The sequence below is a fragment of the Bacillus sp. EKM202B genome, assembly GCF_011066025.1.
Taxonomy (GTDB): Bacteria; Bacillota; Bacilli; order Bacillales; family Bacillaceae_G; genus Bacillus_A; species Bacillus_A toyonensis.
In genome coordinates this window covers 385,958-411,594 of sequence record NZ_JAAMNK010000001.1, presented here as the reverse complement: position 1 = coordinate 411,594, position 25,637 = coordinate 385,958, and the positions used below count along the sequence as shown (strand labels likewise).

General features: G+C 35.3%; 29 protein-coding genes. 21 read left to right on the top strand and 8 right to left on the bottom strand.

Annotated features, from left to right (window positions below; translation table 11 throughout):
• The first annotated feature begins 3 nt into the window (after positions 1-3).
• The 5 genes from spoVAD to G9F74_RS02105 all read left to right on the top strand — a co-directional run bounded on the left by spoVAD (position 4) and on the right by G9F74_RS02105 (position 4,309).
• On the top strand, positions 4-1,020 hold the full coding sequence (gene spoVAD / locus G9F74_RS02125; RefSeq protein ID WP_001241169.1) for a stage V sporulation protein AD: 1,017 nt from the start codon (positions 4-6) through the stop codon (positions 1,018-1,020).
• 3 nt (positions 1,021-1,023) lie between these two features.
• The gene (gene spoVAE, locus G9F74_RS02120; protein WP_000348322.1) at positions 1,024-1,374 is read left to right on the top strand and encodes a stage V sporulation protein AE; all 351 of its coding nucleotides are present in this window, start codon (positions 1,024-1,026) and stop codon (positions 1,372-1,374) included.
• Positions 1,375-1,379: 5 nt separating this feature from the next.
• Positions 1,380-1,949: a stage V sporulation protein SpoVABEA gene (gene spoVAEA, locus G9F74_RS02115; protein WP_001254416.1), complete on the top strand. Its 570-nt coding sequence runs from the start codon at positions 1,380-1,382 to the stop codon at positions 1,947-1,949.
• On the top strand, positions 1,936-3,408 hold the full coding sequence (gene spoVAF, locus G9F74_RS02110; RefSeq protein ID WP_000165603.1) for a spore germination protein SpoVAF: 1,473 nt from the start codon (positions 1,936-1,938) through the stop codon (positions 3,406-3,408). The genes spoVAEA and spoVAF overlap by 14 nt, the downstream gene beginning before the upstream one ends.
• A gap of 97 nt (positions 3,409-3,505) precedes the next feature.
• On the top strand, positions 3,506-4,309 hold the full coding sequence (locus G9F74_RS02105) for a Cof-type HAD-IIB family hydrolase (protein ID WP_016109058.1): 804 nt from the start codon (positions 3,506-3,508) through the stop codon (positions 4,307-4,309).
• Positions 4,310-4,339: 30 nt separating this feature from the next.
• Here G9F74_RS02105 and G9F74_RS02100 read toward each other — a convergent pair whose 3' ends face one another.
• Positions 4,340-5,206, bottom strand: coding sequence for a DUF1002 domain-containing protein (locus G9F74_RS02100; protein ID WP_000850510.1), 867 nt, complete (start codon positions 5,204-5,206; stop codon positions 4,340-4,342).
• A 188-nt stretch (positions 5,207-5,394) separates the two neighbouring features.
• Between G9F74_RS02100 and G9F74_RS02095 the strand changes: the two genes are divergently transcribed.
• Positions 5,395-5,832: a peptidylprolyl isomerase gene (locus tag G9F74_RS02095; protein ID WP_000853789.1), complete on the top strand. Its 438-nt coding sequence runs from the start codon at positions 5,395-5,397 to the stop codon at positions 5,830-5,832.
• A gap of 471 nt (positions 5,833-6,303) precedes the next feature.
• Entirely contained in the window at positions 6,304-6,672 is a 369-nt protein-coding gene (ribT, locus tag G9F74_RS02090; RefSeq protein WP_000908405.1) for a GNAT family N-acetyltransferase RibT, read from the top strand.
• 20 nt (positions 6,673-6,692) lie between these two features.
• Here ribT and G9F74_RS02085 read toward each other — a convergent pair whose 3' ends face one another.
• Both G9F74_RS02085 and G9F74_RS02080 read right to left on the bottom strand, forming a co-directional pair.
• Positions 6,693-7,211 (bottom strand): DUF309 domain-containing protein, encoded by a 519-nt coding sequence (locus tag G9F74_RS02085; RefSeq protein WP_016109057.1) that lies wholly within the window; start codon positions 7,209-7,211, stop codon positions 6,693-6,695.
• A gap of 98 nt (positions 7,212-7,309) precedes the next feature.
• Positions 7,310-7,405: a YjcZ family sporulation protein gene (locus G9F74_RS02080; RefSeq protein WP_000510194.1), complete on the bottom strand. Its 96-nt coding sequence runs from the start codon at positions 7,403-7,405 to the stop codon at positions 7,310-7,312.
• A 169-nt stretch (positions 7,406-7,574) separates the two neighbouring features.
• Here G9F74_RS02080 and scpA point away from each other — a divergent pair, with 169 nt between their 5' ends.
• The 6 genes from scpA to phnF all read left to right on the top strand — a co-directional run bounded on the left by scpA (position 7,575) and on the right by phnF (position 12,844).
• Positions 7,575-8,318, top strand: coding sequence for a segregation/condensation protein A (scpA, locus tag G9F74_RS02075; protein ID WP_016109056.1), 744 nt, complete (start codon positions 7,575-7,577; stop codon positions 8,316-8,318).
• 160 nt (positions 8,319-8,478) lie between these two features.
• Positions 8,479-9,051 (top strand): segregation/condensation protein ScpB, encoded by a 573-nt coding sequence (scpB, locus tag G9F74_RS02070; protein ID WP_016109055.1) that lies wholly within the window; start codon positions 8,479-8,481, stop codon positions 9,049-9,051.
• A 79-nt stretch (positions 9,052-9,130) separates the two neighbouring features.
• Complete coding sequence (locus tag G9F74_RS02065) at positions 9,131-10,033, top strand: ComEC/Rec2 family competence protein (protein ID WP_000676376.1); 903 nt, start codon at positions 9,131-9,133, stop codon at positions 10,031-10,033.
• Positions 10,034-10,247: 214 nt separating this feature from the next.
• Positions 10,248-11,390: an N-acetylglucosamine-6-phosphate deacetylase gene (nagA, locus tag G9F74_RS02060; RefSeq protein ID WP_000856952.1), complete on the top strand. Its 1,143-nt coding sequence runs from the start codon at positions 10,248-10,250 to the stop codon at positions 11,388-11,390.
• Between the two features lie 4 nt (positions 11,391-11,394).
• Positions 11,395-12,183 carry a glucosamine-6-phosphate deaminase gene (gene nagB / locus G9F74_RS02055; RefSeq protein WP_001024199.1) on the top strand — a complete coding sequence of 263 codons (789 nt, stop codon included), beginning with the start codon at positions 11,395-11,397 and terminating at the stop codon, positions 12,181-12,183.
• On the top strand, positions 12,113-12,844 hold the full coding sequence (gene phnF, locus G9F74_RS02050) for a phosphonate metabolism transcriptional regulator PhnF (RefSeq protein WP_073990542.1): 732 nt from the start codon (positions 12,113-12,115) through the stop codon (positions 12,842-12,844). Before nagB ends, phnF begins: the two co-directional genes overlap by 71 nt.
• A 73-nt stretch (positions 12,845-12,917) precedes the next feature.
• Here the strand turns inward: phnF and G9F74_RS02045 are convergent, their stop codons facing one another.
• A complete protein-coding gene (locus G9F74_RS02045) occupies positions 12,918-13,724 on the bottom strand; it encodes a Cof-type HAD-IIB family hydrolase (RefSeq protein WP_016109054.1) in 807 nt (268 codons plus the stop codon).
• Positions 13,725-13,889: 165 nt separating this feature from the next.
• Between G9F74_RS02045 and glcT the strand changes: the two genes are divergently transcribed.
• From glcT to ptsP, 4 genes are all read left to right on the top strand, one after another.
• Complete coding sequence (gene glcT, locus G9F74_RS02040; RefSeq protein WP_000073870.1) at positions 13,890-14,738, top strand: glucose PTS transporter transcription antiterminator GlcT; 849 nt, start codon at positions 13,890-13,892, stop codon at positions 14,736-14,738.
• A 339-nt stretch (positions 14,739-15,077) separates the two neighbouring features.
• On the top strand, positions 15,078-17,141 hold the full coding sequence (gene ptsG, locus G9F74_RS02035; protein WP_000473188.1) for a PTS glucose transporter subunit IIABC: 2,064 nt from the start codon (positions 15,078-15,080) through the stop codon (positions 17,139-17,141).
• Between the two features lie 135 nt (positions 17,142-17,276).
• Positions 17,277-17,540: a phosphocarrier protein HPr gene (gene ptsH / locus G9F74_RS02030; protein ID WP_000411080.1), complete on the top strand. Its 264-nt coding sequence runs from the start codon at positions 17,277-17,279 to the stop codon at positions 17,538-17,540.
• Positions 17,540-19,252: a phosphoenolpyruvate--protein phosphotransferase gene (ptsP, locus tag G9F74_RS02025; protein WP_000174209.1), complete on the top strand. Its 1,713-nt coding sequence runs from the start codon at positions 17,540-17,542 to the stop codon at positions 19,250-19,252. Before ptsH ends, ptsP begins: the two co-directional genes overlap by 1 nt.
• 97 nt (positions 19,253-19,349) lie before the next feature.
• Here ptsP and G9F74_RS02020 read toward each other — a convergent pair whose 3' ends face one another.
• The 3 genes from G9F74_RS02020 to G9F74_RS02010 all read right to left on the bottom strand — a co-directional run bounded on the left by G9F74_RS02020 (position 19,350) and on the right by G9F74_RS02010 (position 20,982).
• On the bottom strand, positions 19,350-19,715 hold the full coding sequence (locus tag G9F74_RS02020; protein WP_000468033.1) for a DUF3915 domain-containing protein: 366 nt from the start codon (positions 19,713-19,715) through the stop codon (positions 19,350-19,352).
• Positions 19,716-19,911: 196 nt separating this feature from the next.
• Positions 19,912-20,130, bottom strand: coding sequence for a hypothetical protein (locus tag G9F74_RS02015; protein ID WP_000100489.1), 219 nt, complete (start codon positions 20,128-20,130; stop codon positions 19,912-19,914).
• Positions 20,131-20,364: 234 nt separating this feature from the next.
• Positions 20,365-20,982 (bottom strand): nitroreductase family protein, encoded by a 618-nt coding sequence (locus G9F74_RS02010; RefSeq protein ID WP_000180374.1) that lies wholly within the window; start codon positions 20,980-20,982, stop codon positions 20,365-20,367.
• 330 nt (positions 20,983-21,312) lie between these two features.
• On the opposite strand from G9F74_RS02010, the gene G9F74_RS02005 reads away from it, so the two are divergent.
• From G9F74_RS02005 to G9F74_RS01990, 4 genes are all read left to right on the top strand, one after another.
• Positions 21,313-22,605 (top strand): GGDEF domain-containing protein, encoded by a 1,293-nt coding sequence (locus G9F74_RS02005; RefSeq protein WP_001023176.1) that lies wholly within the window; start codon positions 21,313-21,315, stop codon positions 22,603-22,605.
• Between the two features lie 90 nt (positions 22,606-22,695).
• Complete coding sequence (locus G9F74_RS02000; protein ID WP_000591854.1) at positions 22,696-23,832, top strand: serine hydrolase domain-containing protein; 1,137 nt, start codon at positions 22,696-22,698, stop codon at positions 23,830-23,832.
• A 4-nt stretch (positions 23,833-23,836) separates the two neighbouring features.
• Positions 23,837-24,715: an NAD(P)-dependent oxidoreductase gene (locus G9F74_RS01995; RefSeq protein ID WP_000428222.1), complete on the top strand. Its 879-nt coding sequence runs from the start codon at positions 23,837-23,839 to the stop codon at positions 24,713-24,715.
• 5 nt (positions 24,716-24,720) lie between these two features.
• A complete protein-coding gene (locus G9F74_RS01990) occupies positions 24,721-25,053 on the top strand; it encodes a DUF3909 family protein (protein ID WP_000365606.1) in 333 nt (110 codons plus the stop codon).
• Positions 25,054-25,108: 55 nt separating this feature from the next.
• Here the strand turns inward: G9F74_RS01990 and G9F74_RS01985 are convergent, their stop codons facing one another.
• Positions 25,109-25,384, bottom strand: coding sequence for a hypothetical protein (locus G9F74_RS01985; RefSeq protein WP_000054649.1), 276 nt, complete (start codon positions 25,382-25,384; stop codon positions 25,109-25,111).
• Positions 25,385-25,637 lie beyond the last annotated feature (253 nt).

Here is a 25,637-nt window from a genome sequence, read left to right as displayed (position 1 = left end):
AGTATGAGGTTGACAGGAAAACAAACGTGGGTATTTCAAAATGATATTTACGTAAATGCAACGGGTACTGCTGTCGGTCCGAAAGAAGCTGAAGGCCCTCTTGGAAAATATTTTGATATTTCATATAATGACTTGCATTGTGGAGAGGAAAACTGGGAACTTGCTGAACGAAAATTAATGTCAGACTCAATGCAACAAGCAGTGCAAAAAGGGAATATAAAAACATCACAAATTGATTTCTTTTTAGCGGGCGATTTATTAAATCAAACAGTGACAGCGAATTATGTTGCGCGTCAGTGGGGGATTCCTTTTTTAGGAATGTTTAGCGCTTGTGCGACGTCAATGGAAACTTTAGCAGTTGGATCAGCATTTATAGACGGTGGATTTGCGAATCGTGTCTTAGCTACGGTGAGTAGTCATAATGCAACGGCTGAAAGGCAATTTCGTTATCCAACAGAGTATGGGGGACAAAAGCCAGAAACCGCAAATTCAACTGTTACAGGTGCAGGGTCCATATTAATTAGCAAAGAAAAAAGTGCAATTAAAATTACGGCAGCTACGATTGGAAAAGTGCAAGATTTAGGAATTATGAACCCTCTAGATATGGGATCGGCAATGGCACCAGCTGCTGCTCATACAATCCAACAGCATTTTGAAGATTTAGGAAGAAGCGCAGCTGATTATGATTTGATTGTTACTGGTGATTTATCGGCTGTTGGGACACCAATTGCAAAACAACTTTTACTTGAGGAAGGTTATGACCTTGGGCATATATACAATGATTGTGGATTAATGATTTATGATTCAAATCAAGAAGAAGTGTTTGCAGGTGGCAGTGGTTGTGCTTGTTCCGCTGTTGTCACATACGGCCACTTATTACGTGAAATGCAAAAAGGGAATTTACAACGCATTTTTGTCGTTGCAACGGGGGCTTTATTGAGCCCAATGATGATGCAACAAAAGGAAACGATTCCAACAATTGCGCATGGTGTTGTGTTTGAAAGAGTTAAAGGAGAGTGAATTGTGGATTTTGTATATGCATTTCTTGTAGGAGGAGCGATTTGTGTAATTGGACAAGTATTGTTAGATTTTGCAAAGTTAACACCGGCCCATTTAATGGCAAGTTTTGTAGTTGTCGGAGCCATTTTAGACGGATTCGGCTTGTATGATAAGCTTATAAAATTTGCAGGTGCTGGAGCAACAGTCCCTATTACAAGTTTTGGACATTCACTATTACACGGAGCAATGCATGCGGCGGAAAAACATGGGTATTTAGGAATTGGTATCGGCATGTTTAGTTTAACGTCTGCGGGCATTTCCGCAGCTATATTATTTTCATTTTTTGTAGCACTTATATGTAAACCGAAAGGATAAATCAAATGAGACGAAGGGTTGTTTTGGTAACAGATGGAGATGAATATGCAAAGCGGACAATTGAGCTGTTAACAAAGGAATTTGGGGGCAGGTGTATTTCAGCATCGCAAAGTAATCCAACCAAATTGACAGGGAAGAAAGTTGTTGAGCTTATTATGCAAACGCCATATGACCCTGTATTTGTCATGTTTGATGACAGTGGATTTATTGGAGAAGGATCTGGTGAAAAGGCTTTAAAATATGTAGCCACACATAAACAAATTGATGTACTTGGTATTTTAGCGGTAGCATCTAATACACATCATTGGGAATGGGCGCGTGTAGATGTAAGCGTAGATCGGAATGGGAATTTAACAGAATACGGTGTTGATAAATTTGGACTTCCAGATGGTGAAATTGGCAGGATTAGTGGGGATACGATTTATTGTTTAGATGATTTGAATGTTCCAGTCATTGTGGGGGTCGGTGATATTGGCAAGATGTGTGGAAATGATGAATGGGAGCGAGGATCACCTATTACTAGAAAAGCAATTCAATTAATTTTGGAAAGGAGTGGGTTTTATGACGAAGCCTAAAAAAGTGAATATCCCGATTTCGTCTTTTTTAAGTGATAATGAAAATTACTTAAAGCAAACTGTTGGATTGGGTGTCACATATGATGTTGGTATTCGTAAATTTCAAATTTTAAACAAAGAAATTGGTGTGTTATTTGTAAATGGACTTTGTGATACGAATTATATTATCCCTATTTTAGAAGAAGCGGTGGATACAAATGAAATAAGGGATGTAGAAGAAGATACAGTAAAGCTTTTAGAGAATCGTTTAATTCATCAACAAGTAAGTAAAGTAAAAACGATGGATGAAGTAATGCTCCAAGTATTATCAGGGCTTATTGTTATATTTGTGGAAGGTGAAACGGAAGCTTTTGCAATTGATGTTCGTAGTTATCCGGGGCGGACACCGACAGAACCAGATACAGAAAAGGTAGTACGTGGTGCAAGGGATGGTTTTGTTGAAAATATTGTTGTAAATACAGCGTTAATCCGTAGAAGGATCCGCGACCCACGTCTTCGAAATGAAATGGTTCGAGTAGGGGATAGATCACAAACCGATATTTGTATTACATATGTACAAGATGTTGCAAATCCAGATTTAGTGAAGATTATAAAACAAGAATTAAATAATATTGAAGTAGATGGGATTACGATGGCGGATAAAACGGTGGAAGAATTTGTAGTCAAACAAGGTTATAATCCATTCCCGCTTATTCGCTACACAGAAAGGCCAGATGTAGCAGCGAACCATTTGTTAGAAGGACATGTGTTAGTACTTGTTGATACATCACCAAGTGCTATGATCACTCCAACAACATATTTCCACCATTTACAGCATGCAGAAGAATTTAGACAAAATCCAGCTGTAGGTACATTTTTACGTTGGGTACGTTTTTTAGGTGTTATTTTCTCGTTATTTTTATTACCATTTTGGTTAGTATTTGTATTTGATCCAACTCTTTTGCCACCGAATCTTGCTTTTATTGGACCGACTAAGATGACGCATTTACCAATTTTATTACAAGTGTTAATGGCAGAGGTCGGACTTGAGTTTTTAAGAATGGCTGCCATTCACACTCCGACGTCGTTATCGTCTGCGGCGGGGTTAATTTCTGCTATATTAATTGGTCAAATTGCCATTGATGTAGGGTTGTTTGTACCAGAAGTTATTTTATATGTAGCTGTTTCGATGATTGGGGCATATGCAACACCGAGCTATGAATTAGGACTAGGAAATAAGGTTGGGAAATTGTTTGTAATTATTTTAACAGGTCTCTTCCATGAGATAGGGTTTGTAATTGGAATGACGATATTGATTTTATTTTTAACGTCTATAAAAAGTTTACAAACACCGTATTTATGGCCGTTTCTACCATTTGATTGGGGCGCGTTAACGAAAATTTTACTCCGACCAACTATGTCTAGTTTAAAAGTGCGTCCTAGTATTGTGCGACCTCAAAATGTAAGAAGACAAAAATAAACGGGATTATGCTCCCGTTTATTTTTTTATTGAAAATTTATTTTTTTTTTAACAAAAACCAAACATTTTTTGTGTACACTTAGAGTAGATATTGTGTATGAAAGGGGAAGAGGACATGATTAAATTATTTGTAAGTGATTTAGATGACACGCTCGTTTACAATGTGAATGATATGCAAAAAGAAGATGAACGTGCACTTTGTTGGCTAGCTGAAAAAGGGACAAATATTTGTTTTGCCTCTGGCCGCTTTACTCACCGAATTGATGAAGTCGTAAAAAAGTTTTCATTCCCGTATTACACAACAGGTTTAAATGGGGCGACAATGTTACTGCCGGACGGTAAAATATTTCATGAATCAAGTTTTGAAGATAGTGTTGCCCAGGAAATATATCGATATATACATAACAAAGGACTAGCAGATATTGTTTGTGCAAATGAGCAGCGATATACAAAAAGAAAAAATAAAAATCATCATACTTTTGAAGAGTATATGGGGGTACATATTGCTGAAATAGAAGCGTTAGAAGAAGAATTTGGTAAGACTGTACATCCAGCGAAATTATTTGTATTTGGAGAAGAAGAGAAAATTGTAGCATTAGATCAAGAGTTACGAAATACGTTTCACAGTGAAGCGGAAGTTTTTATATCAGGTAAACGTTATGTTGATATTATGCCAAGGGGTGTAAGTAAGGGGAGTGCTTTAAGGCGACTAATGGAACATTTAAAAATTGAAGCAAATGAAGTTGCCTGCATTGGAGATTCTTTTAATGACATTTCAATGTTTGAAGTAACCCCGCATTCATTTACTCTTCATCATGCTCATCTATATGTGAAGAAGAAAGCAAATCATGTTGTTCGTTCGGTTGAAGAAGCTGTTATGAAATTACCGTTACTTGTATAAAAAAGAAGCTCGTCACTGACGAGCTTCTTTTTACTTGAATAAAGATTTAACAAAATCAATGATGCTTGAGAAGAAATCTTTAACTTTATCTAGGAAACTTTGCCCTTCTTCAGACCCTAAAAAGGCAGAAACGTGTTCTTTTGCTTTATTTAACTGACTGCCAACTTGATTCCAATCGATATTAAGATTTTTCATTTTATCAAATAACGCTACTAAGTTATCCAACTGTTCATCCGTTAATGTAATGCCGAGTTGATCAGCAATTTTTTTAATTAATGAACGTAAATCTTCCGTTGTTTTTGGCTGCTCTTTTGCAATCTCTTCTTTAATTTTTGCAACAAGTTGAACTGCTTTTTCTTCACCAATTTTATCACCGAGCTGGGCCGTTTGCACCATTTCTTCATTGGCTACTTTTTTTACTTCCTCAGGAATTGCTTTGTTCGATGTTGTTTCATAGGCCTTCATTAAACCTGTTAAAGCAGCAGTTCCTGAAACTTTAAATGGTGCAGTAATTTGAATCTCTGCATCTTTCACACCTGCTGTAATAAGTGCGTTTGTGTACATTGCATCTGTTATTGAATTAATGTTTTTTGAACGTACAATGAGACCAGATCCTGGCTTTGTGTATGTAATCATAGAAGAGGAAATTGCTCGCGTACCAATTTGTGCTTTTGGAACAATTCCTTCTAGAAATTTATGTTCTTCCGCATTAGACACAGTAATAATTGTAGCATCTTTCGGTGCTTTCATTTCTTTTAACAGATCTTGTTTTTGTTGTTCAGATAAGTTTTCTCCTAGTGTAACAATTGATTCTCCCTCAATGATGTCTGCAAATGAAGCTGTTGGCATCATAAATACCGTTACAGCTAATAGCAGAGCTAGTAATTTCGTTTTCACGAAAAATCGCTCCCTTTCTCTTTCTAAAATTTTCGGGCAACACAGTTATTATAGTATATATTTCTTATTTGTCACCTAGCTTTGTCCACATTTCGAAAAAGAAGTATGTAGATTGTCGGATTCTTTTTTGTTTCTAGTCATGAATGTGGTAATATAGTGCTGAGATACTTGAAAGGAGACATATACATATGAAAACTTTAGGATACATATTAATGGAAAATGGTGAAAAAATCGAATTGGAATTTTTCCCAGAAGAAGCACCGAAAACAGTAGAAAACTTTAAAAAATTAGCAGAGCAAGGATTTTATGATGGTGTGACATTCCACCGCGTTATTCCTGGCTTCGTAAGCCAAGGTGGAGACCCAACAGGAACAGGTGCAGGTGGCCCAGGTTACTCTATCCCATGTGAGACTGATGGAAATCCTCATAGACACCTTGTAGGATCACTTTCTATGGCACATGCTGGCCGTAACACAGGTGGTAGCCAATTCTTTGTTGTTCATGAGCCACAACCGCATTTAGATGGCGTACATACTGTATTTGGTAAAGCGACAAGCGGTATTGAAACAGTATTAAACATGCGTCAAGGCGATGTAATGAAAGAAGTTAAAGTTTGGGAAGAGTAAGTTATGGAAAAGGGGAGCTTTTGCTCTCTTTTTTATTTTTTAAATAGGAATGAGTATTTTCTTTACAGTACATGATACAAACTGTACTGTAATTGTTGCTAAAATATATGACTTATGAGAACAAACTTTTAACAAATTACATAGAATACACTAGATTATATGTTTCAATAAACATTTTTTATTATATTAATTTTGCTAGAATTAAGTTGCTCTATGGTGACTAATAATGAAGCGGTAATGAGTAGCGGATGTTACTTTTAACTATCATATAGCATTGTCTTTTTTTTAAATCTACTTAGAAAGAAATAGTACTGAAACATATATTTGACTTTCTTCTTTTCGCTTTGTATGATTATCAAGTTGTTTTAGGCTCTTCTCACTCTGTTGAAAATATTGTAAAATGAATGTGATATGAAAAGAGTGATTGAGGGGATTCATAGTTTGTAACTTTTGTAAGAAGGGATAAGGGTTATGTTAATTCGTTTTAAAAAAAGTTATGAAAAAATTGCAATGGGGCTTCTTTCGTTTATGCCAACTGAAAAAGATGTGAAAACATTACAATTGACAATGAAAGAGTATGAAGCGAAAGAGGATTGGCAATTGTATTTGTGGAAGCAAAATGAAGATTTTGTTGGAATAATGGGGATTGTAAAAAAAGAGAATCAAGTATTAGAAATTCAGCATTTGAGTGTGAACCCGTCTCATCGTCATATGGGAATTGGGACGATGATGGTTCAAGAGTTAAAGAGCAAATTTCTTGAGTTTACAATTTGCGGAAATGAGCAAACAGCAAGTTTTTGCGAAAAGTGTAAAGGGCTTGAACAAAATATACATTCATGAAAGCAGGGATAAGTAGTTTATTATCTCTGCTTTCTTTTTTGTAATTGTTCTTTGCGTTCAGTGATGACTTCTGTTCGATCACGTAATGTGTGCTTGTGTAGGATATATTCACTAGGAGTAGCGTTCATATCTTTCCACGGAAGGTTTTGTTTCTGACATAACTGCATACATTTCTTTTCCAATGATGTGTCCGATAATGGTAAAAATAACGGTACAAAACTTTCTTTTTTTTGTATAGATTGCACTCTTTCAGTGAGTAAGGGTAGAAGTTGCGCTTGATTGATTCCTAAACGTTGTAAAAGTGCACTGTTTTTTTCTAAAATTGTGATTGCACTTTTCATCATCTTTGTGGCGCCATTCCAGTTAGTGCGTCTTTGGTGGTATAAAGAAACTGCCACTTGAATGAGACCGACTAAGTAATCATCACGATTTCCTCTCGGTTTGGTTTTCCAATACTCTTCCAATATTTCGTGACATTCAAAATAGTCATAGTCTCCGTGAAAATGAATTAAAAATTGTATGTATTCGGTAGGATACATATTTTTCGCCCCTATCTAACGGTTATAAATACAAGTGTATCATAGAAATATGAACAATAAACGACTAGGGGATTTTCCCTAGTCGTTTATTGTTCATGTTAGCAGAAGCAAGCTGCCCCTACAATAATTAGTAAAATAAACAGTACAACAAGTAATGCGAACCCACCGCTAAAACCGCAATCAACGTGACCCATAGTTTTTTGACCTCCTACATTGTTCTTACTACACTGTTATCATATGAAGCTGTGGGCATGATGACATAGGCATAGGTCTATTTTTAATTAAATTTCTTAAAAAGGTTGGATAGAACATGAGTATGCTCTATACTTATGTTGTTATAGAAAAAATGTGGTGGGATGCTTTGTGCAGTATAATTTTAAAGTAGAGGCTTTTGAAGGGCCTTTAGATCTATTGTTACATTTAATACATCGTTATGAAATTGATATATATAATATTCCTGTAGCGGATATTACAGAACAATATTTGTCTTATGTCCATACGATGAAAGAACTACAATTAGATGTTGCAAGTGAGTATTTAGTAATGGCTGCAACGTTATTGCAAATTAAAAGTAAAATGTTGTTGCCGAAACATGAAGAAGATGTACTTGATAATGGTGATGACTTTATTGATGACCCTCGTCAAGAATTGATGGAGAGGTTAATTGAATATAAGAAATATAAGCAAGTTGCTACTGAGTTAAAAGAAAGAGAACAAGAAAGAGCACAGCTATATACACGTCCGCCAATTGATTTTGCATCGTTGCAACAAGAAGAGGAGACAAGCTTACCTCTTGATGTTACGTTATATGATATGCTAGCGGCATTTCAAAAATTAATGCGCCGTAAAAAAGCAAAGAAACCTGTAACAGCACGAGTTACTCGTCAAGAAATACCAATTGAACAACGAATGGCTGATATTCTAAAACAGTTAGAAATAAAAGGTGGCCGTCAAAGTTTTTATGATTTGTTTGCTGATGAAGAACGTGAAATAATGGTTGTAACATTTTTAGCGGTTCTTGAGCTTATGAAAAAACAACAAATTAGCATAGAACAAGAACATAATTTTGATGAAATTTTTGTATCGAGTTCTAATAAATCCGCATAGAGCTTGTATGGGAAATGGGATAGAGAAACAGTTTATCTCATGTTACGTTTTAATGAATCGTTTGGAACAAGAAAAGAAATATTGAACCGAACGCATTGATTGTGATTCGGTTTTTTGATGTGTATTTTTAATGAGAAAATAGGAGGAAGGAGCTCGGACAATGGATAGAAAAGAACAAAAATCAATCATTGAAGGGCTTTTGTTTGTTTCTGGTGATGAAGGGATTTATCCAGAACAAATAGCGAAAGTTCTTGAAATTGAAGTGAATGAAGTAATAGATATTTTAGAAGAAATGCAAAAAGAATATGAAGGTGCACATCGCGGTTTGCAAATTGTACAATATGCAAAAGTATATCGCTTTGCTACAAAGAAAGAACATGCTTCGTACTATCAGAAATTAATAGATATGCCAACAGCTGCCTCACTCTCTCAAGCTGCTCTTGAAACGTTAGCGATCGTTGCATATCGTCAACCGATTACAAGGACAGAAATGGAAGAGATTCGAGGGGTAAAAACGGACAAGGCACTACAAACGTTAGTTTCACACTTACTTATAAAAGAAACTGGCCGAGCAGAAGGTCCAGGGCGTCCTATTTTATATGGAACGACAAAAGAATTTTTGGACACATTTGGATTGAAAACATTAGATGATTTACCGCTACTTTCTGAAGAGAGTGAACAAATGAATGAAGCAGATTTATTCTTCGGTTCTTTACAAGAAATATCAAAATAAAAGCTTAGCATTTTGCTAAGCTTTTTTTGTATATCAATTATATCCCGTGCCATACTAAGTGAAAAAAAGGAGACGAGTTATGAAGGGTATACGAAGTATTTTGTTGTTAATTTCTGTTTTATTATGTTTTTCTTTAAATAGTACCTCGGCTAAAAGATATATGATGTCTATTCATGCTACGTCTCCTTTACATATGCAGCGGCAACATCTTAGTAAAATGCAAGTGAACTTTTTAAAAGTTGGACAAGGTGATGCAACACTTATTGTATTGCCAAATGGACAAACAATGTTAATTGATGGAGGACCTTATGAAGCAGGAGAGGTTATTATTCAAAAACTAATCGAAAAAGGGATAAACCATTTAGATGTTATTGTCAGTACGCATCCTGATATGGATCATATTGGTGGACTAATTCCGATTGTAGAGCAAATGCCGGTCTCACTTATACTAGATAGTGGAAAAACATATAGCTCTTTTACATATCATACGTATCGAAATAATATTAAGAAAAGGGGAATACCTTTTGTTTCGGTAAAGGAAGGACAATATATACCGCTAGATCCACATGTTTCTATACAGGTATTAAACAATGGGAAATCGAAAGATGAAAATAATGAATCCTCAATTGTTTTAAAGGTTCGATATGGAAAGGCTGACTTTTTATTGATGGGCGATGCTGATGTACGGACGGAACATGAGATATTAAAGCAATTTGATGTACATGCAGATATATTAAAAGTTGGGCATCATGGCTCATATACTTCAACAAGTGAAACGTTTATAAAAAAAGTAGAACCACAGTTCGCTATTCTTTCGTATGGGAGTAGCAATCCGTATGGCCATCCTCACCAAAGTGTAGTAAGGAGATTGAAACGGCACGGTATAATGATATATGGAACAAATAAACGCACTGTAGAAGTGAATACAGATGGGGAACATATTATGATAGGGTCTAGTGGATTCATGCCATTATTGAAGTAATTCATACATTAGAGATGGAGACCGTCCCTTTTTGGAAAAAATGAATAACATATATTATAATTACGAGAGACGTAATTATAATATATGTTTCGTTAAACAAAATGGAAATTTCATTAGAATGTATAGACAACTACTCGTGCGTATATTAAGATGGAATTAGGCGAATAAGGTAATAAGAACAAGTAGGAAAGTTCATGGGAAAGGGTCGATGAAAATGAAAACGCAAATTGTCATCAATGCCAAAATTTACACAGGTCAAGAAGTAGTGGAAAACGGATTTATTCGTTACGCAGAAACAATTAAAGAAATTGGTTTGATGGCTCAATATGTACCACAAGAAGATGAAACTGTTATTGATGCTACAGGGAAGATTGTAATTCCAGGTATGATTGATGTTCATATTCATGGTGGATACGATATTGATGCGATGGATGCAAATAGCGATGGATTAGTAACTCTAGGTAAAGAAATGTTAAAAGAAGGGGTTACAACTTACTTCCCGACAACAATGACACAAGCTCCAGAAGCGATAGAAGCGGCACTAAGTGCTGCAAAGGAAGCGAAAGAAAAAGGAGCACATTTCGAATATATTCATTTAGAAGGACCGTATGTTTCAAAAAAACGTGCAGGTGCACAACCACTAGAACATATCGTTCCTGCGAATATTGAACAGTTTAAACAATGGCAGGAAGCAAGCGGTAATTTAATTAAGTTAGTAACATATGCACCAGAGGAAGAAGGAGCATTAGAGTTTGAACAGTATCTTGCTGAAACTGGTGTTGTTGGCACAATGGGGCATACAGATGCAATTGATGCGCAACTAAAAAATAGAAACATTACACATGCAACACATTTGTACAATCAAATGCGTGGATTACATCACCGTGAACCAGGAGTTGTTGGTCATGTGTTATTAAATCCAGATGTAATGGTTGAAGTAATTACAGATGGCATTCATATTCACCCTGATATGGTGAAATTAGCATATAAATTAAAAGGACCGAAAAAAGTAAGTGTCATTACTGACGCAATGCGAGCAAAAGGTCTTGAAGATGGATTATATGAACTTGGCGGACAGCCAGTACATGTAAAAGATGGTAGTGCTCGATTAGAAGATGGAACGTTAGCTGGTAGTATTCTAAAAATGGATCAAGCTTTCCGAAATGTAATTGAATTTACAGGATGTTCAATCGAAGACGCAGTACGTATGACATCAGTTAACCAGGCAGAAGAGTTTGGATTAAATAATAAAGGTGCGTTAGCGGTAGGGAAAGATGCAGACTTTGTTGTGATGACTGAAAATTTACATGTATATGATACCGTTCGTTTAGGAATTCATATGAAGGAAGGGAAGTAATTAAATGAATATTCTTGTTGTAAAAACTCCAGAAGAATTAGCAGAAGCGGGTTATAAATTAATTGAAGAAGTTGTAAAATCAAAAGAAAATCCAACATTAGGAATGGCTACAGGAAGCTCTCCATTAGGTATTTATGCAGAAATGCGAAAAAATAAACTTGATACAAGTCATGCAACCACTGTAAACTTAGATGAGTACGTAAATTTACCACACGAAGATAAAAACAGCTATCACTATTTCATGCAAGAACAGTTGTTTGATTATCTTCCATTTAAACAAACTTATGTACCAAACGGGATGGCAAGTGATTTAGAGGAAGAGTGCACACGTTACGAGAGCATTCTAGCTGCTAACCCAGTTGACCTACAGATTCTTGGAATCGGTGAAAACGGTCACATCGGATTTAACGAGCCAGGAACAGCATTTAATTCTCCAACTAACATTGTTGAATTAACAGAATCTACACGCCAAGCAAACCTTCGTTTCTTCGAAAAAGAAGAAGATGTGCCAACTCATGCGATTACAATGGGAATTGGAAGCATTATGAAAGCAAAACAAATTCTACTTGTTGCTATGGGGCCTAAAAAGGCAGAAGCACTTAAAGAGTTATTGCAAGGTGAATATAGTGAAGCGTGTCCTGCTACAGTTTTACAACGTCATCCGAATGTAACCGTAATCGCTGATCAAGAAGCTCTATCTTTATGCAGTGAGGCGATTGCTGATGAACATCGACAAGTATTCACCATTTCCGATCTATTATCAGATTCAAGAGTGGGTGAAACAGCTAATTGAGGACGGCGAATGGAAGCCGGGAGACAAAATCCCATCTGAGAATGAACTTTGTGATAAGTTCGAAGTGAGTCGTATGACAATCAGACAGGCGATTAATAATTTAGTGGAACAAGGCTATTTATATCGGAAACGTGGAATTGGAACGTTTGTCCAACTTCCGAAAGTGGAACAAAAATTGCAAGGAATGACGGGATTCACAGAAGATATGATTTCTCGCGGGATGAACCCAAGTAGTCAATTACTTAGTTTCCGCCTAGTTCCAGCTACTGCGAAAATAGCAGACCGGTTGAGAATACAGGAGGGGGAGTCGGTTTATGAAGTGAGGCGTATTCGCTTAGCTGATGATGAACCGATTGCTTTTGAGACGACATATTTGTCGCCAGCTCTTGTAAAAGATATTAACGAAGAAATATTGCAACAATCTTTATATGAACATTTAGAGAAAAAACTGGGCTTTAAGCTTGTTAGCGCTACTCAATCAATTGAAGCTTCCATTGCAACGGATAATGAAGCTGAACATCTGCATATTCCTAAAAAGGCGCCTGTGCTTGTAATGCGCCAATGGTCATATTCAGAAGGTGAGATACCGTTAGAGTATGTGAAATGTATTTATCGTGGGGATCGTTATAAATTTATTACAAACATCGCACGTAACAAATAATATATTTCAGTTTGTAAAGTACAGTAAATTTTAAAGTGTTTAACATGTAAAGAAATAAAAATACGACTCATCCTTATAAGGAGTGAGTCGTATTTTTATTATGAGTAATTACGTGGTTAACAGCATCTTTAACCGTATTTACTACATAGTGAGCGTGCTCTTTTACTGCGTCATCTGCTTGAGACATAGCAAAACTGTGAGGAGTTAAAGAGAACATTGGAATATCATTATAAGAATCCCCTATGCAAGCAATTTCCTCTGGTTGTATTTGAAATTCTTTTAATAAAATAGAAATAGCAAAACCTTTACTAATATTAGGTGGCATTACATCTAAACATTGTTCTGCTGAAATGAAGGTGCTAACTTTCCCATGAAATTTTTCATCAATTTTTTTCTGAAGGAGTTGTAAGCTTTCCTTCGTTCCACCGACAGAAATTTTATTTGGAAAAATTGTATCATCAATTTTCTGTAATAGATTAGGTTCTTCAACAGAAGTCATCGTTACTTGTTGTTCAAGTTCATGAATAAACGGTGTTTTTTCTTCAATGTAGTAGCTATGTTCATCACTTACATAACGGAAATAAGGGTCTTCATTTGTCATAGCTAACAAATCTGGAAGAATGCTGGAATCGAAAGTTGCAGATAATAGCTTCTTATTTTCATGTGTATATACAAAAACACCATTTACACTAATGCGATGGAAATTTGTATTAACCGCTCTCATTAAGTCTGCAATTTCATTATCAAGTCTTCCAGAAGCGAAACAAAGAATTACATTTTGTTCAGCTAAGCTGCGCAAAGCGATAATATCTTGTTCGTCGATAAAACCTCCGTGTTGCATCATTGTTCCATCAATATCACTTACAAACATTTTAATCATGTTGCAATCTCCTTTCTATGTACAGTTGCCCTTACATTATACGCATCATATACAAACATGTCTAAAAAATGAATTTTTATTAAATGGTAGATGTTTTACATTGACGACAAAGAAGAATATTCTGTAACATAAAAGCAGGCTATTTAAGTACGAGGGTGGTGTTATATGAGTAATTATCTAGAAATTAAAAAAGTTTTAAATAATAATGTCATCATTGCTAGCCATCCTGAACACGAGGAAGTAGTAGTGATTGGTAAAGGAATTGGATTTGGAAAAAAAGCGAAAGATGTATTGGAGCAAGTACAAATTGAAAAAATGTTTGTTTTAAAAAATGAACGTGATCGAGAACAATACAAACTGTTAGTGCCGCATGTGAGTGAAAAATTAATTGAATTAATGAATGACATTATGTTCTACATTCAAGAAAAGGCAAAATCGCCATTAAATGAACATATTCACATCGCTTTAACAGATCATATTTCTTTTGCAGTTAAGCGGTTAAAACAAGGACTTACAATAGATAATCCTTTTCTGGTTGAAACGAAAATGCTGTATCCAGAAGAATACGAAATTGCTGAAGGTGTTGTAGACCTTTTAAATTCTCGTTTGCAAATTACATTGCCAGAAGGAGAAATTGGTTTTATTGCACTCCATATTTACAGTTCACTTACAAATTCAGATTTATCTTCAGTTAATCAAAACTCCCGTCTCATTGCACAACTTGTATCTTTAATTGAAACAAGCTTACAAATTACATTAGACCAAGAAAGTATTCACTATTTGCGCCTTATTCGTCATTTACAATATGCTATTGAACGGGTGAAAAAGGGAGAAAAAGTTGAGGAATCACAAAGCTTTGCTGATTTATTAAAGGCAGAATATCCCGTCTGTTATAATTTAGCCTGGAAGCTGGTTAAGGTCATGCAAAAAGAATTGCAATTGCCTGTATATGAAGCTGAAAGTATTTATTTAACAATGCACTTGCAACGATTAGTGAAAGCGGAGCATGTGTAAAAAGACATATATTTTTGTCTAAAATGAAAACGTTAAAAAAAATCATTGAATCGCTTACAATAGTTATGTATAATAACTATTGCAAAGTTATACAAATTTCGACAAACACATTAAGGTAAGTAACGAAAACGTTTGCCTTAATTATAGTGAACTTATACGTAAACCTATTTTTGACACGTGTTACTGATTCGATCAGGCATGAGTGGAGAAAAGCCAGGAATGTAAGCTAGAGAAAGGGATATACTACCCTTTGTATAGCTATCGTTCTATCTTTTTTTCCTCATGCCTTTTTGGCGTTTGTCGGAAGGTATCAATATAGATAAGAGAGGAAGGGTTTCCATGTTTAAGAAGATCTTTGGTGTTCTTCAAAAAGTCGGGAAAGCGTTAATGCTTCCAGTAGCGATTTTACCGGCAGCAGGTATTTTACTTGGATTTGGTAATGCATTTCAAAATCCACAGTTAACAAATGTTATTCCTGCTTTAAAAGCAGATTGGTTCGTAATGGTTGCAAAAATTATGGAACAATCTGGTGATATTATTTTCGCTAACCTTGCATTATTATTCGCAGTTGGGGTAGCAATTGGTTTAGCAGGTGGAGACGGAGTAGCTGGTTTAGCAGCATTCGTTGGCTACCTAATTATGAACAAAACGATGAGTGTGTTCTTAGAAGTAGATAAGTTAGTAAAAGTAACAAGTTCTGGAGCAGACCCAGTGAAAATTGGATTTGCAGATCCAGCATATGCGAATGTATTAGGAATTCCAACGCTACAAACAGGAGTATTTGGTGGTATTATCGTCGGTATAGTAGCGGCATATTGCTATAATAAATACTTCAATATTGAATTACCTTCATACCTAGGTTTCTTTGCAGGTAAGCGTTTCGTACCGATCGCAACTGCAACATTCTCTTTAGTAGTAGGTATTATCATGTGCTTCATTTGGCCATACATTCAAGGTGGCTTAAATACGTTCTCACATCAAATGATTGATGCGAATAGAACGTTAGCAGCATTTATTTTTGGTTTAATTGAACGTTCATTAATTCCATTTGGATTACATCACATTTTCTATTCACCGTTCTGGTTCGAATTTGGTCAGTACACAAATGCGGCTGGCGAATTAATCCGCGGTGACCAAAAAATCTTTATGGCACAGTTAAAAGATGGTGTAGAATTAACAGCAGGTACATTTACAACTGGTAAGTATCCGTTCATGATGTTCGGTCTTCCAGCAGCAGCTTTAGCAATGTACCATGAAGCACGTCCAGAAAATAAAAAATTAGCAGCTGGTATTTTAGGTTCTGCTGCATTAACATCTTTCTTAACAGGTATTACAGAACCACTTGAATTTTCATTCTTATTCGTAGCACCAGTATTATTCGGAATTCACGCTGTATTTGCTGGTCTATCATTTATGACAATGCAAATTTTAGGTGTTAAAATTGGTATGACATTCTCTGGTGGTTTAATCGACTTTATGTTATTCGGTGTATTACCAGGCCGTACAGCATGGTGGTGGGTAATTATTGTTGGTCTTGTACTAGCAGTTATTTACTACTTCGGATTCCGCTTTGCAATCCGTAAATGGAATTTAAAAACACCTGGTCGTGAAGTAGCAAATGCGAATGACGGCGCAGGAAAAACAGAAGCAGGTGAACTTCCTCGAGAAGTATTAGTAGCACTTGGTGGTAAAGAAAACATTGCTTCTTTAGATGCTTGTATTACTCGTTTACGTGTTCAAGTTAACGAACAAAAGAATGTAAACAAAGACCGCTTAAAAGAACTTGGAGCGGCTGGTGTACTTGAAGTTGGAAATAACATTCAAGCTATTTTCGGACCAAAATCTGACACATTAAAATCACAAATTCATGATATTATGTCAGGTCGTACACCTCATGTTGAAAAAGAAGAGCCTGTAAAGGTAGAAGAAACTCCTCAAAAAGTTGATGAAAATGAAACAATCGTATCACCAATTGAAGGGAAAATCTTACCGATTACAGAAGTACCTGATCAAGTATTCTCAGGAAAAATGATGGGAGACGGATTTGCAATCGAGCCAACAGAAGGAACAGTAGTTTCTCCAGTTAATGGTGAGATCGTCAATGTATTCCCTACAAAGCATGCGATTGGTATTCAATCTGAGGGTGGAAAAGAGATATTAATTCACTTTGGTATTGATACTGTAAAATTAAATGGTGAAGGATTTGAGGCACTTGTAGCGCAAGGCGACAAAGTGAAACAAGGACAACCATTATTAAAAGTAGATCTTACATTCATAAAAGAAAATGCACCATCTATTATTACGCCAATTGTATTTACAAATTTACAACAAGGGCAACAAGTCGAATTGAAAAAAGATGGAAATGTTAAGAAGGGCGAAAACGCTATTATTGACATTCAGTAGGAATTTGACGCAAAATGTTTATAATTATAATAGGCGATGTGGTTGACCGAACATCGCCTATTATATACAATAGATGATGTAGTACTCACGTCTATACAACTAAAAAAAACTGTAATTTAAAGGAGATAAATTATCATGGAAAAAATCTTTAAAGTAACAAGCGACTCAGGAATTCATGCACGTCCAGCAACACTACTTGTAAACACTGCAAGCAAATTTGGTTCTGACATTAACTTAGAGTATAACGGAAAAAACGTTAACTTAAAATCAATCATGGGCGTTATGTCTTTAGGCATTCAACAAAACGCAGAAATTAAAATCACTGCAAATGGTGATGATGCAGCTCAAGCACTAGCAGCTATCGAAGAAACTATGAAAAACGAAGGATTAGGAGAATAATGACTCTTAATATTCAAGGGATCGCTGCATCAAGTGGGATTGCTATTGCAAAGGCTTTCAGACTTGAGAATCCTGAATTTAACATTGAAAAGAAATCAATTACAAACGAAGCTGCTGAAATTGCACGCTTAGACGCTGCGCTTGAGAAAGCAAAAACTGAATTAGAAGCAATTAAGGACCACGCTTTTGCTGAGCTGGGTGCTGATAAAGCTGCGATCTTTGAAGCACATTTATTAGTATTAAATGATCCAGAACTAGTAAACCCGGTAAAAGATAAAGTAAATAGCGAAAAAGTAAATGCTGAATTTGCAATGGATGAAGTTGCATCAATGTTTATTTCTATGTTTGAAAACATGGATAACGAATATATGAAAGAACGTGCTGCGGACATTCGTGACGTAACAAAACGCGTTCTTGCACATTTACTAGGAATTAACTTCTCAAACCCTGGTACAATTTCTGAAGAAGTAATCATTATTGCTGAAGATTTAACACCATCTGATACAGCTCAGTTAAACCGTAAGTATGCAAAAGGTTTCACGACTGATATCGGTGGACGTACATCTCACTCTGCAATTATGGCTCGTTCTATGGAAATTCCTGCAGTTGTTGGTACGAAAGTTGTTATGGAGAAAATCCAAAATGGCGATATCGTAATCATTGACGGTTTAGATGGAGAAGTAATTGTAAACCCATCGGAAGAAACTCTTCGTTCTTTTGAAGAAAAGAAAGCGAAATTTGAAGAGCAAAAAGCAATATGGGCAAAATTAAAAGACCAAGCTACTGTAACGAGCGATGGACATCACGTTGAGCTTGTTGCTAATATCGGAACACCAAATGATGTACAAGGTATTATCGATAATGGCGGAGAAGGCGTTGGTTTATACCGTACAGAATTCTTATACATGGGCCGTGACAATCTTCCAACAGAAGAAGAGCAGTTCGAGGCGTATAAAGCAGTTCTTGAAGGTGTAAAAGAAGGTCAACCTGTTGTTGTTCGTACACTTGACATCGGTGGAGATAAAGAGCTTCCATACTTACATTTACCAAAAGAAATGAACCCATTCTTAGGATACCGTGCAATTCGCTTATGTCTTGATGAGCAAGATGTGTTCCGTACACAACTTCGTGCATTACTTCGTGCTAGCGTATACGGTAACTTAAAAATTATGTTCCCAATGATTGCAACTCTTGATGAGTTCCGTCAAGCGAAAGCGATTTTATTAGAAGAGAAAGCAAAGCTTGTAGAAGCGGGTACAACTGTTTCTGATTCTATTGAAGTGGGTATGATGGTTGAAATTCCAGCTTCAGCAGTATTAGCAGATCAATTCGCAAAAGAAGTTGATTTCTTCTCTATCGGAACAAATGACTTAATCCAATACACAATGGCTGCAGACCGTATGAACGAACGTGTAGCTTACTTATATCAACCATATAACCCATCTATTTTACGTCTTGTAAAAATGGTTATCGATGCTGCTCATAAAGAGGGCAAATGGGCTGGTATGTGTGGTGAGATGGCGGGAGATTCACTTGCTATCCCATTATTATTAGGATTAGGCTTAGATGAGTTCAGTATGAGTGCAACATCTATCCTTCCTGCAAGAACACAACTAAGCAAGTTGTCAAAAGCAGAAATGGAAACATTAGCAGAAAAAGCATTAACAATGTCAACTGCTGAAGAAGTTGTTGAATTAGTTAAAAGCATATAATCAATAAAAAAACCTGAGTCGATTTGAAATCGGTCTCAGGTTTTTTCTATGAGAAAAGTAAATCTTATTTGCTTACTATCGAGGATAAGAGACAGAATTAGATAGCGATTGCAACGATATCAGTTGGGCATACACGTAAAATACCAGTAAAAGTATTTCGATTTTGATTGTTCTTATCGTCTTTATTGTTATCTTTGTCGTCTTTGTTATTACGAGCTAAAGCAGAGAAAAGAGCAACACCGTTAGCGAAACCTTCAAAAATTACATTGTTGAAAGTACCATTACCTCTAATGCTTAAAAGAGAAAGCTCTGTTCCAACTGAAATGCTAGCAAGTACGTTACATACAGCTGGTTGTTGTGGTTTTACCTCTCTCTCTTTCTCACGATGGTCGCGATGGTCACACTCTCTTTCACGATGATGACAGTCTCTAAAGTTATCACAGCATCCAAATGATCCAAACATAATCCTCATCACCCCCTTCACACTTATAATCTATGTAAGTTCGGTAGTTAGTGACTGGACAGAGCGTGGAATTTTTTCTAGGGTATTTTCTCATTTTAAAAGACTAGCTGGGTGTTTAGTACGGAATGATGTTTAAAATAGGGGAAATATCACAAAAAAGTGTAAAGACCACCAAAATGAATGAAATAGGTAGGCTTTACACTTTTTTACTTTTATATAAAACAATGATATATACTGGGAGAGCTAAGAGTAATGGTGCAATGGATCGCGCAGTATGTTTTTCTGCGTCTAATTGGAACGCTTCTTCTTTTGGGAATTGTAACACTGATATGTTTGCAGCATCGCCAATAAAATATAGAAGTAGTACAGTTACTATGTAACTTAAAAGTGCGATAAAGCTTCCGTATGAACTCAATGAAAATCCCTCTCTTGTTATCTATTTGTTATCATTGTATCATAATTGTAACAAAAATACACGGTTATATTTCGATGTTTTAACAAATTTCGACACAAAACGTCATATTTGTTTATGGAATTAACATAAACTGTACTGTTTATCTATCTGTAGATATCGAATAACACATTGTAATATTACGGATGTGTGACAGAGTATAAAAAAACGAAGGTAATGAAATTACCTTCGTTTTTACTATTTTGCCCATTCACTCACTTGCTCTACGCTCATTCGTGGTGCAGGGTGGCCTTTTAAAGTTGATTCACCAATTGTAATAAGCATAATTGGTACGTATCGAGATGAAACATTGAATTCTTCTGTAAGTGCTTGTGGATTGAAACCACCGATAGCGCAAGTGTCCCAGCCAGTTGCTTTAGCTGCAAGCATAAGTTGCATTGCTGCTAAAGATGCATTTGAAAAAGCAGCATCTCTTGGGAATTGTTCACGAGTATATGCAGATTCAATGTTTTTAGCTAAGCGCTCTTTTGCTTCTTCTTTCATAAAGCCTTGTTCAACAATTGGACCATAAACGGGTTCAACATTTTTATAAGCTTCTAAATCACCTAAAACAGCGACTACTGCAGAAGCATCGAGAATTTGTTGTTGGTTATAAGCAATTGGATGTAATCGTTTTTGTACATCTTCTCCTTGGAAAACAAGGAATTTCCAGTGTTGCAGGTTCCAAGCAGAAGGTGCTTGTGCAGCTGCTTTTAAAATTTCATGTAATTCTGTCGATGAAATTTCTTTGTCTGGGTTGAATGCACGTGTAGACGTGCGTTCATATAGAACGTTAAAAAAGTTATCGTTTGTCATTATATATCCTCCAAATTACATATCAAATTATTTAAAAATAAATGTAATATCTTCTACTTACATTTTGTAAGTTGTCGAGTTTAAGAATATAATATCTTTATTTTAATTGTCAAGTTTTAAAGAGTAAGCTAGGGCATTCATACAAACGATACAATTCCTATAATCATACACTAAAAAAGGAATTTATAGAGTGAAAAAGCGAAGATTACATTCTCAATTAGCTTGTTACTATGTATCCCTCACGCATTAAAGTTTTTGGGAATAGCTATTTATAAAACGTTTGTGAGGAATTCTGTAGAACAAGATATATGAAGTGAGTGAAGACTAGTGATGAACATACTACATTTTTTATTAGAGAATACGGTTTTCCAAAATGTATTACAAGATCTTAAGTTAAATGTCCTTTATATAGAAAATGGATGCACACATCAACAAACGATTGAAAATATTCATCCCAAATGCATGTTTATAGCAAATAGTTTTGAAGAAGGAGAACTATTGTTTCATAAGACTAAACCGCATATTGTAATTATGTATGTAACAGATTTTTCTCAAATAAAATATATAAAGAATATGTATAATCCACATAGTACATTCATTGTCATTTGGGATCAACAAATAACAAATGAGTTTACAGAGGTGCTTACGTTAGGAATACGTAATATTGTGATAGCACCAGTAACTCCACAAGTAGTTTTAGAAGAAGTAAATAAAAGTTTGTATCAACTTTCTTTAGTGCGGCAAGTAAGTTTGCAACAAGAACTACTGCAGATGATGTTTGATTTTCACAATGATCTATTATTTATAGTAGAAGATGATGAGATTGTTGATTGTAATACGAATTTTTTAGAGTTTTTTGGATATGAAAATTTGTTTGATTATCGTGAGCAACATTTAGTGTTTGCCGAACATTTTATTAGAGAAAATGGATATTATTCGACGACTCATGATATAACATGGTTAGATGATACATTATCATATGATAGAAGAATTAAGATGTCTAATTATGAAGGAATTGTATCAACTTTTTTATTACGTGCGACGCCGTTACCAGAAGATTTATCGAGATTTATTGTAAAGTGTACAGAGATTACAGAATTAGATGAAATCTATCAAGAACAAGAAAGACTTGCCATGATAGATTCATTGACAGAGATTTATAATCGTTTGAAGTTCCAACAAATATTAGAGGTAGAGTGGGATAATGTAATACGTAACGATGAAAAAATGGCAATTATATTATTTGATATAGATAATTTTAAAACAGTAAATGACACATATGGTCATGATTTTGGAGACTTAGCATTAATACAACTTGCAGAACTTATGAAGTCTAAAGTAGAGCAACAACATGTATTTGCAAGATGGGGAGGAGAAGAATTTATTATATTAGTGACAAATACAGTAGAAAAAGAAGCATTTCAAGTTGCAGAATCATTGCGCTTTTTTATTGAAACAAAACAATTCTCTGGAATTTCGAAATTAACAGCGAGTTTTGGAGTAGCGTTATATGAGAAAGGAATTACAAGAGAAGAATTAATGCAGCGAGCGGACATTGCATTATATGAAGCGAAAAAAAATGGGAAAAATCAGGTATGTATATATAGAAAAGAAAAAATGTGATTTTTCGCAACTAATTGTTGCGATTTTTTTTATTGCCTGATAATAGTAGTAGGGAGACCATATGTAATGAAGTAATTATGGAGGAACAATATGATAAAAAAAATAATAGTAGTTGCTTCACTATGTACTGTTGTTTGCGGCGGAGTATACTATGCTTTCTATGCTCCCAGTGTAATGGAACAAACAGTGTTAACTACTAATGTGGCCCCGGCTATTGGGTCAGAAGTGCAAGATAATATAGAAGAAAAAGAAGAGAGACAAATTGATTATGCTAGTATATCTCAAAAATTAGATCAATATTTAGTAGGAAAGCAATTTAATGGGACAGTTTTGGTGACTGATAAAGAGCGTGTTATATTGAATAAAGGATATGGATATGCTGATGTTCAAAATAAAATAGAAAATACACCTCAAACAAAATATCGTATCGGTTCTATTACGAAAACAGTAGTTGCTACATCTATTTTACAGCTACAAGAACAAGGGAAATTAAACATTCAGGAAAATGTAAATACATATATTCCTTCATTTCCAGCAGATAAAAATATCACTTTATATCATTTATTAACGCATACATCGGGTTTACCGGAAAGCGGCAAAGGAAAAGTGAATGCGGCTTCTCGTATAAACTTAGTAAATTGGATTGGGAGTCAAAAAGTAGAGTTTCCACCAGGAGCAGGTTGGAGATATACAGATTATAATTATATGGTGCTTGCTTATATTATAGAAAGCATATCAAAAAAAACGTTAGGAGATTACATAAAAGAAAATATATTTATTAAAGCAGAAATGCACGAATCTGGTATGGGAAATATGGCTCCGGGAGATCAGCATTTTACTAAAGGGTACGTTAAGAAAGATAATGTACTTGAACCTGCACAAAAATTGTCAATGGATTGGTTATACGGTTGCGGCGAGATGTATACGACAGTTGGAGATATGAAGAAATTAGACGAAGCAATTATAAATGGGAAACTTCTTTCTGAACAAAGTATGCAAGCGATGTTTTCACCTTCAGAAGAACGGAAATATGCATTTAGTTTTTATATATACCCAGATTATTTTCATAATCATGGTGTACTATCTGGTTGGAACACTTTCAATAATTTTAATAAAGAAAAAGGGACTTTTGTTATTTTATTTTCAAATGTGAAAAATAGTATGGATGATGATTTTAATAATGAGTTTCGAAAGATGGTAAATGATTTATTAGAACAAAGGGGATGAGAATATGGAAAACAAAATTTTATCAATAGGTTTCATCGGTATTGGTGTAATGGGAAAAAGTATGGTTCGTCATTTAATGCAAGAAGGTCATAAAGTATATGTATATAATAGAACGAAAGCGAAGACAGATTCTTTAGTACAAGATGGTGCAAATTGGTGTGATACACCGAAAGAGTTAGTGAAGCAAGTAGATGTTGTAATGACTATGGTTGGATATCCACATGATGTTGAAGAAGTGTACTTTGGAAGTGAAGGGATTATAGAGAATGCAAATGAAGGCACGATAGCCATTGATTTTACGACATCTACACCAACATTGGCAAAACGTATAAATGAAGTTGGTAAAAGAAAGAATGTATTTACGTTAGATGCCCCAGTATCTGGAGGAGATGTTGGTGCTAAAGAAGCAAGACTTGCAATTATGGTCGGTGGAGAGAAAGACATATATGATAGATGTTTACCGTTATTTGAAAAACTAGGAACAAATATTCAGTTACAAGGACCAGCTGGGAGTGGACAACATACGAAAATGTGCAATCAAATTGCAATTGCATCCAACATGATTGGAGTATGTGAAGCTGTTGCTTACGCGAAAAAGGCTGGACTAAATCCAGATAAAGTATTAGAGAGTATTTCAACAGGTGCAGCAGGTAGTTGGTCATTAAATAATTTAGCTCCTCGAATGTTAAAAGGAGACTTTGAGCCAGGGTTTTACGTAAAGCATTTTATGAAAGATATGAAAATCGCTTTAGATGAGGCTGAAAAATTACAATTACCAGTACCAGGTTTAAGCTTGGCGAAAGAATTGTATGAAGAGTTAATTATGGATGGAGAAGAAAATAGCGGAACACAAGTGTTATATAAAAAGTATATAAGGGGGTAAATGAGATGGATCTCCAAAAGTTTGATGAGATGATTGATGCTGTGCAGCGAGCAACTTGTATACAAATCAATGAAAAACAAAAGGAAGCCTTTAAACAAAAATATGATTTTGAACCAAACTTTGAATATGGAAGAGATGAGAAAGGGCATTATGTCATTCGAACTTCAAAAAAGATGTTAGAAGAAATGGAGTTTTACTTGGCATTAAAATATGATCGTGATGGAGTGGATCTTTATATGCAAGCTGAGATTGACGATATATGTCATGTGTCTGTTAGCTATAGTGAAGATGCGTTACATCTACAAGAATTGTTTCAATTTCTAGAAGAAAATAAATAAAAGTCCTCATTTGAGGACTTTTATTTATTTAGGTAAATATATTTCATTTTTATAATTATAAGCTAGAAGCTCGACGGCACCGTTCAACCGGGAACGGGATAACTTGCGCCATGTGGTTAGCGCCAAATTGTTTTGAGCGAGCGTGGCGTAATATATAAAATGCGCACAGAATAGCAACAGGAATAGCGCCGTATAAACCAAAAAATAAAGCGCTTACACAAGAGGCGACAAAACCTAAAACACCAACTTCTAACTCTTCCATAATAGCTCCTAAAATAACAGGAATAGCTCCGCATAAAACTCCTAGTATAAGTGCGATAAGTAAACTCATGATTATCCCCCTCTGTTTGCAATATTATTTTCCTTCTTATTAGTTGTAGTATATCATATATAAAACAGAATTTTCAGAAAAAATTCAAAAAAAGTTCAAAAAGGGTTGAGAAATACACTTGAAAAATCGAGTGGATAGATTGTTTCTTGGAAGAAGAGGAAAGATGCTTTGAATAAATAAAAAATCAGGCCTATTTCATTTTTTGAAATAAGCCTGTTCCATAGGAGGATGTATATATGTAGAGTGAATAAAA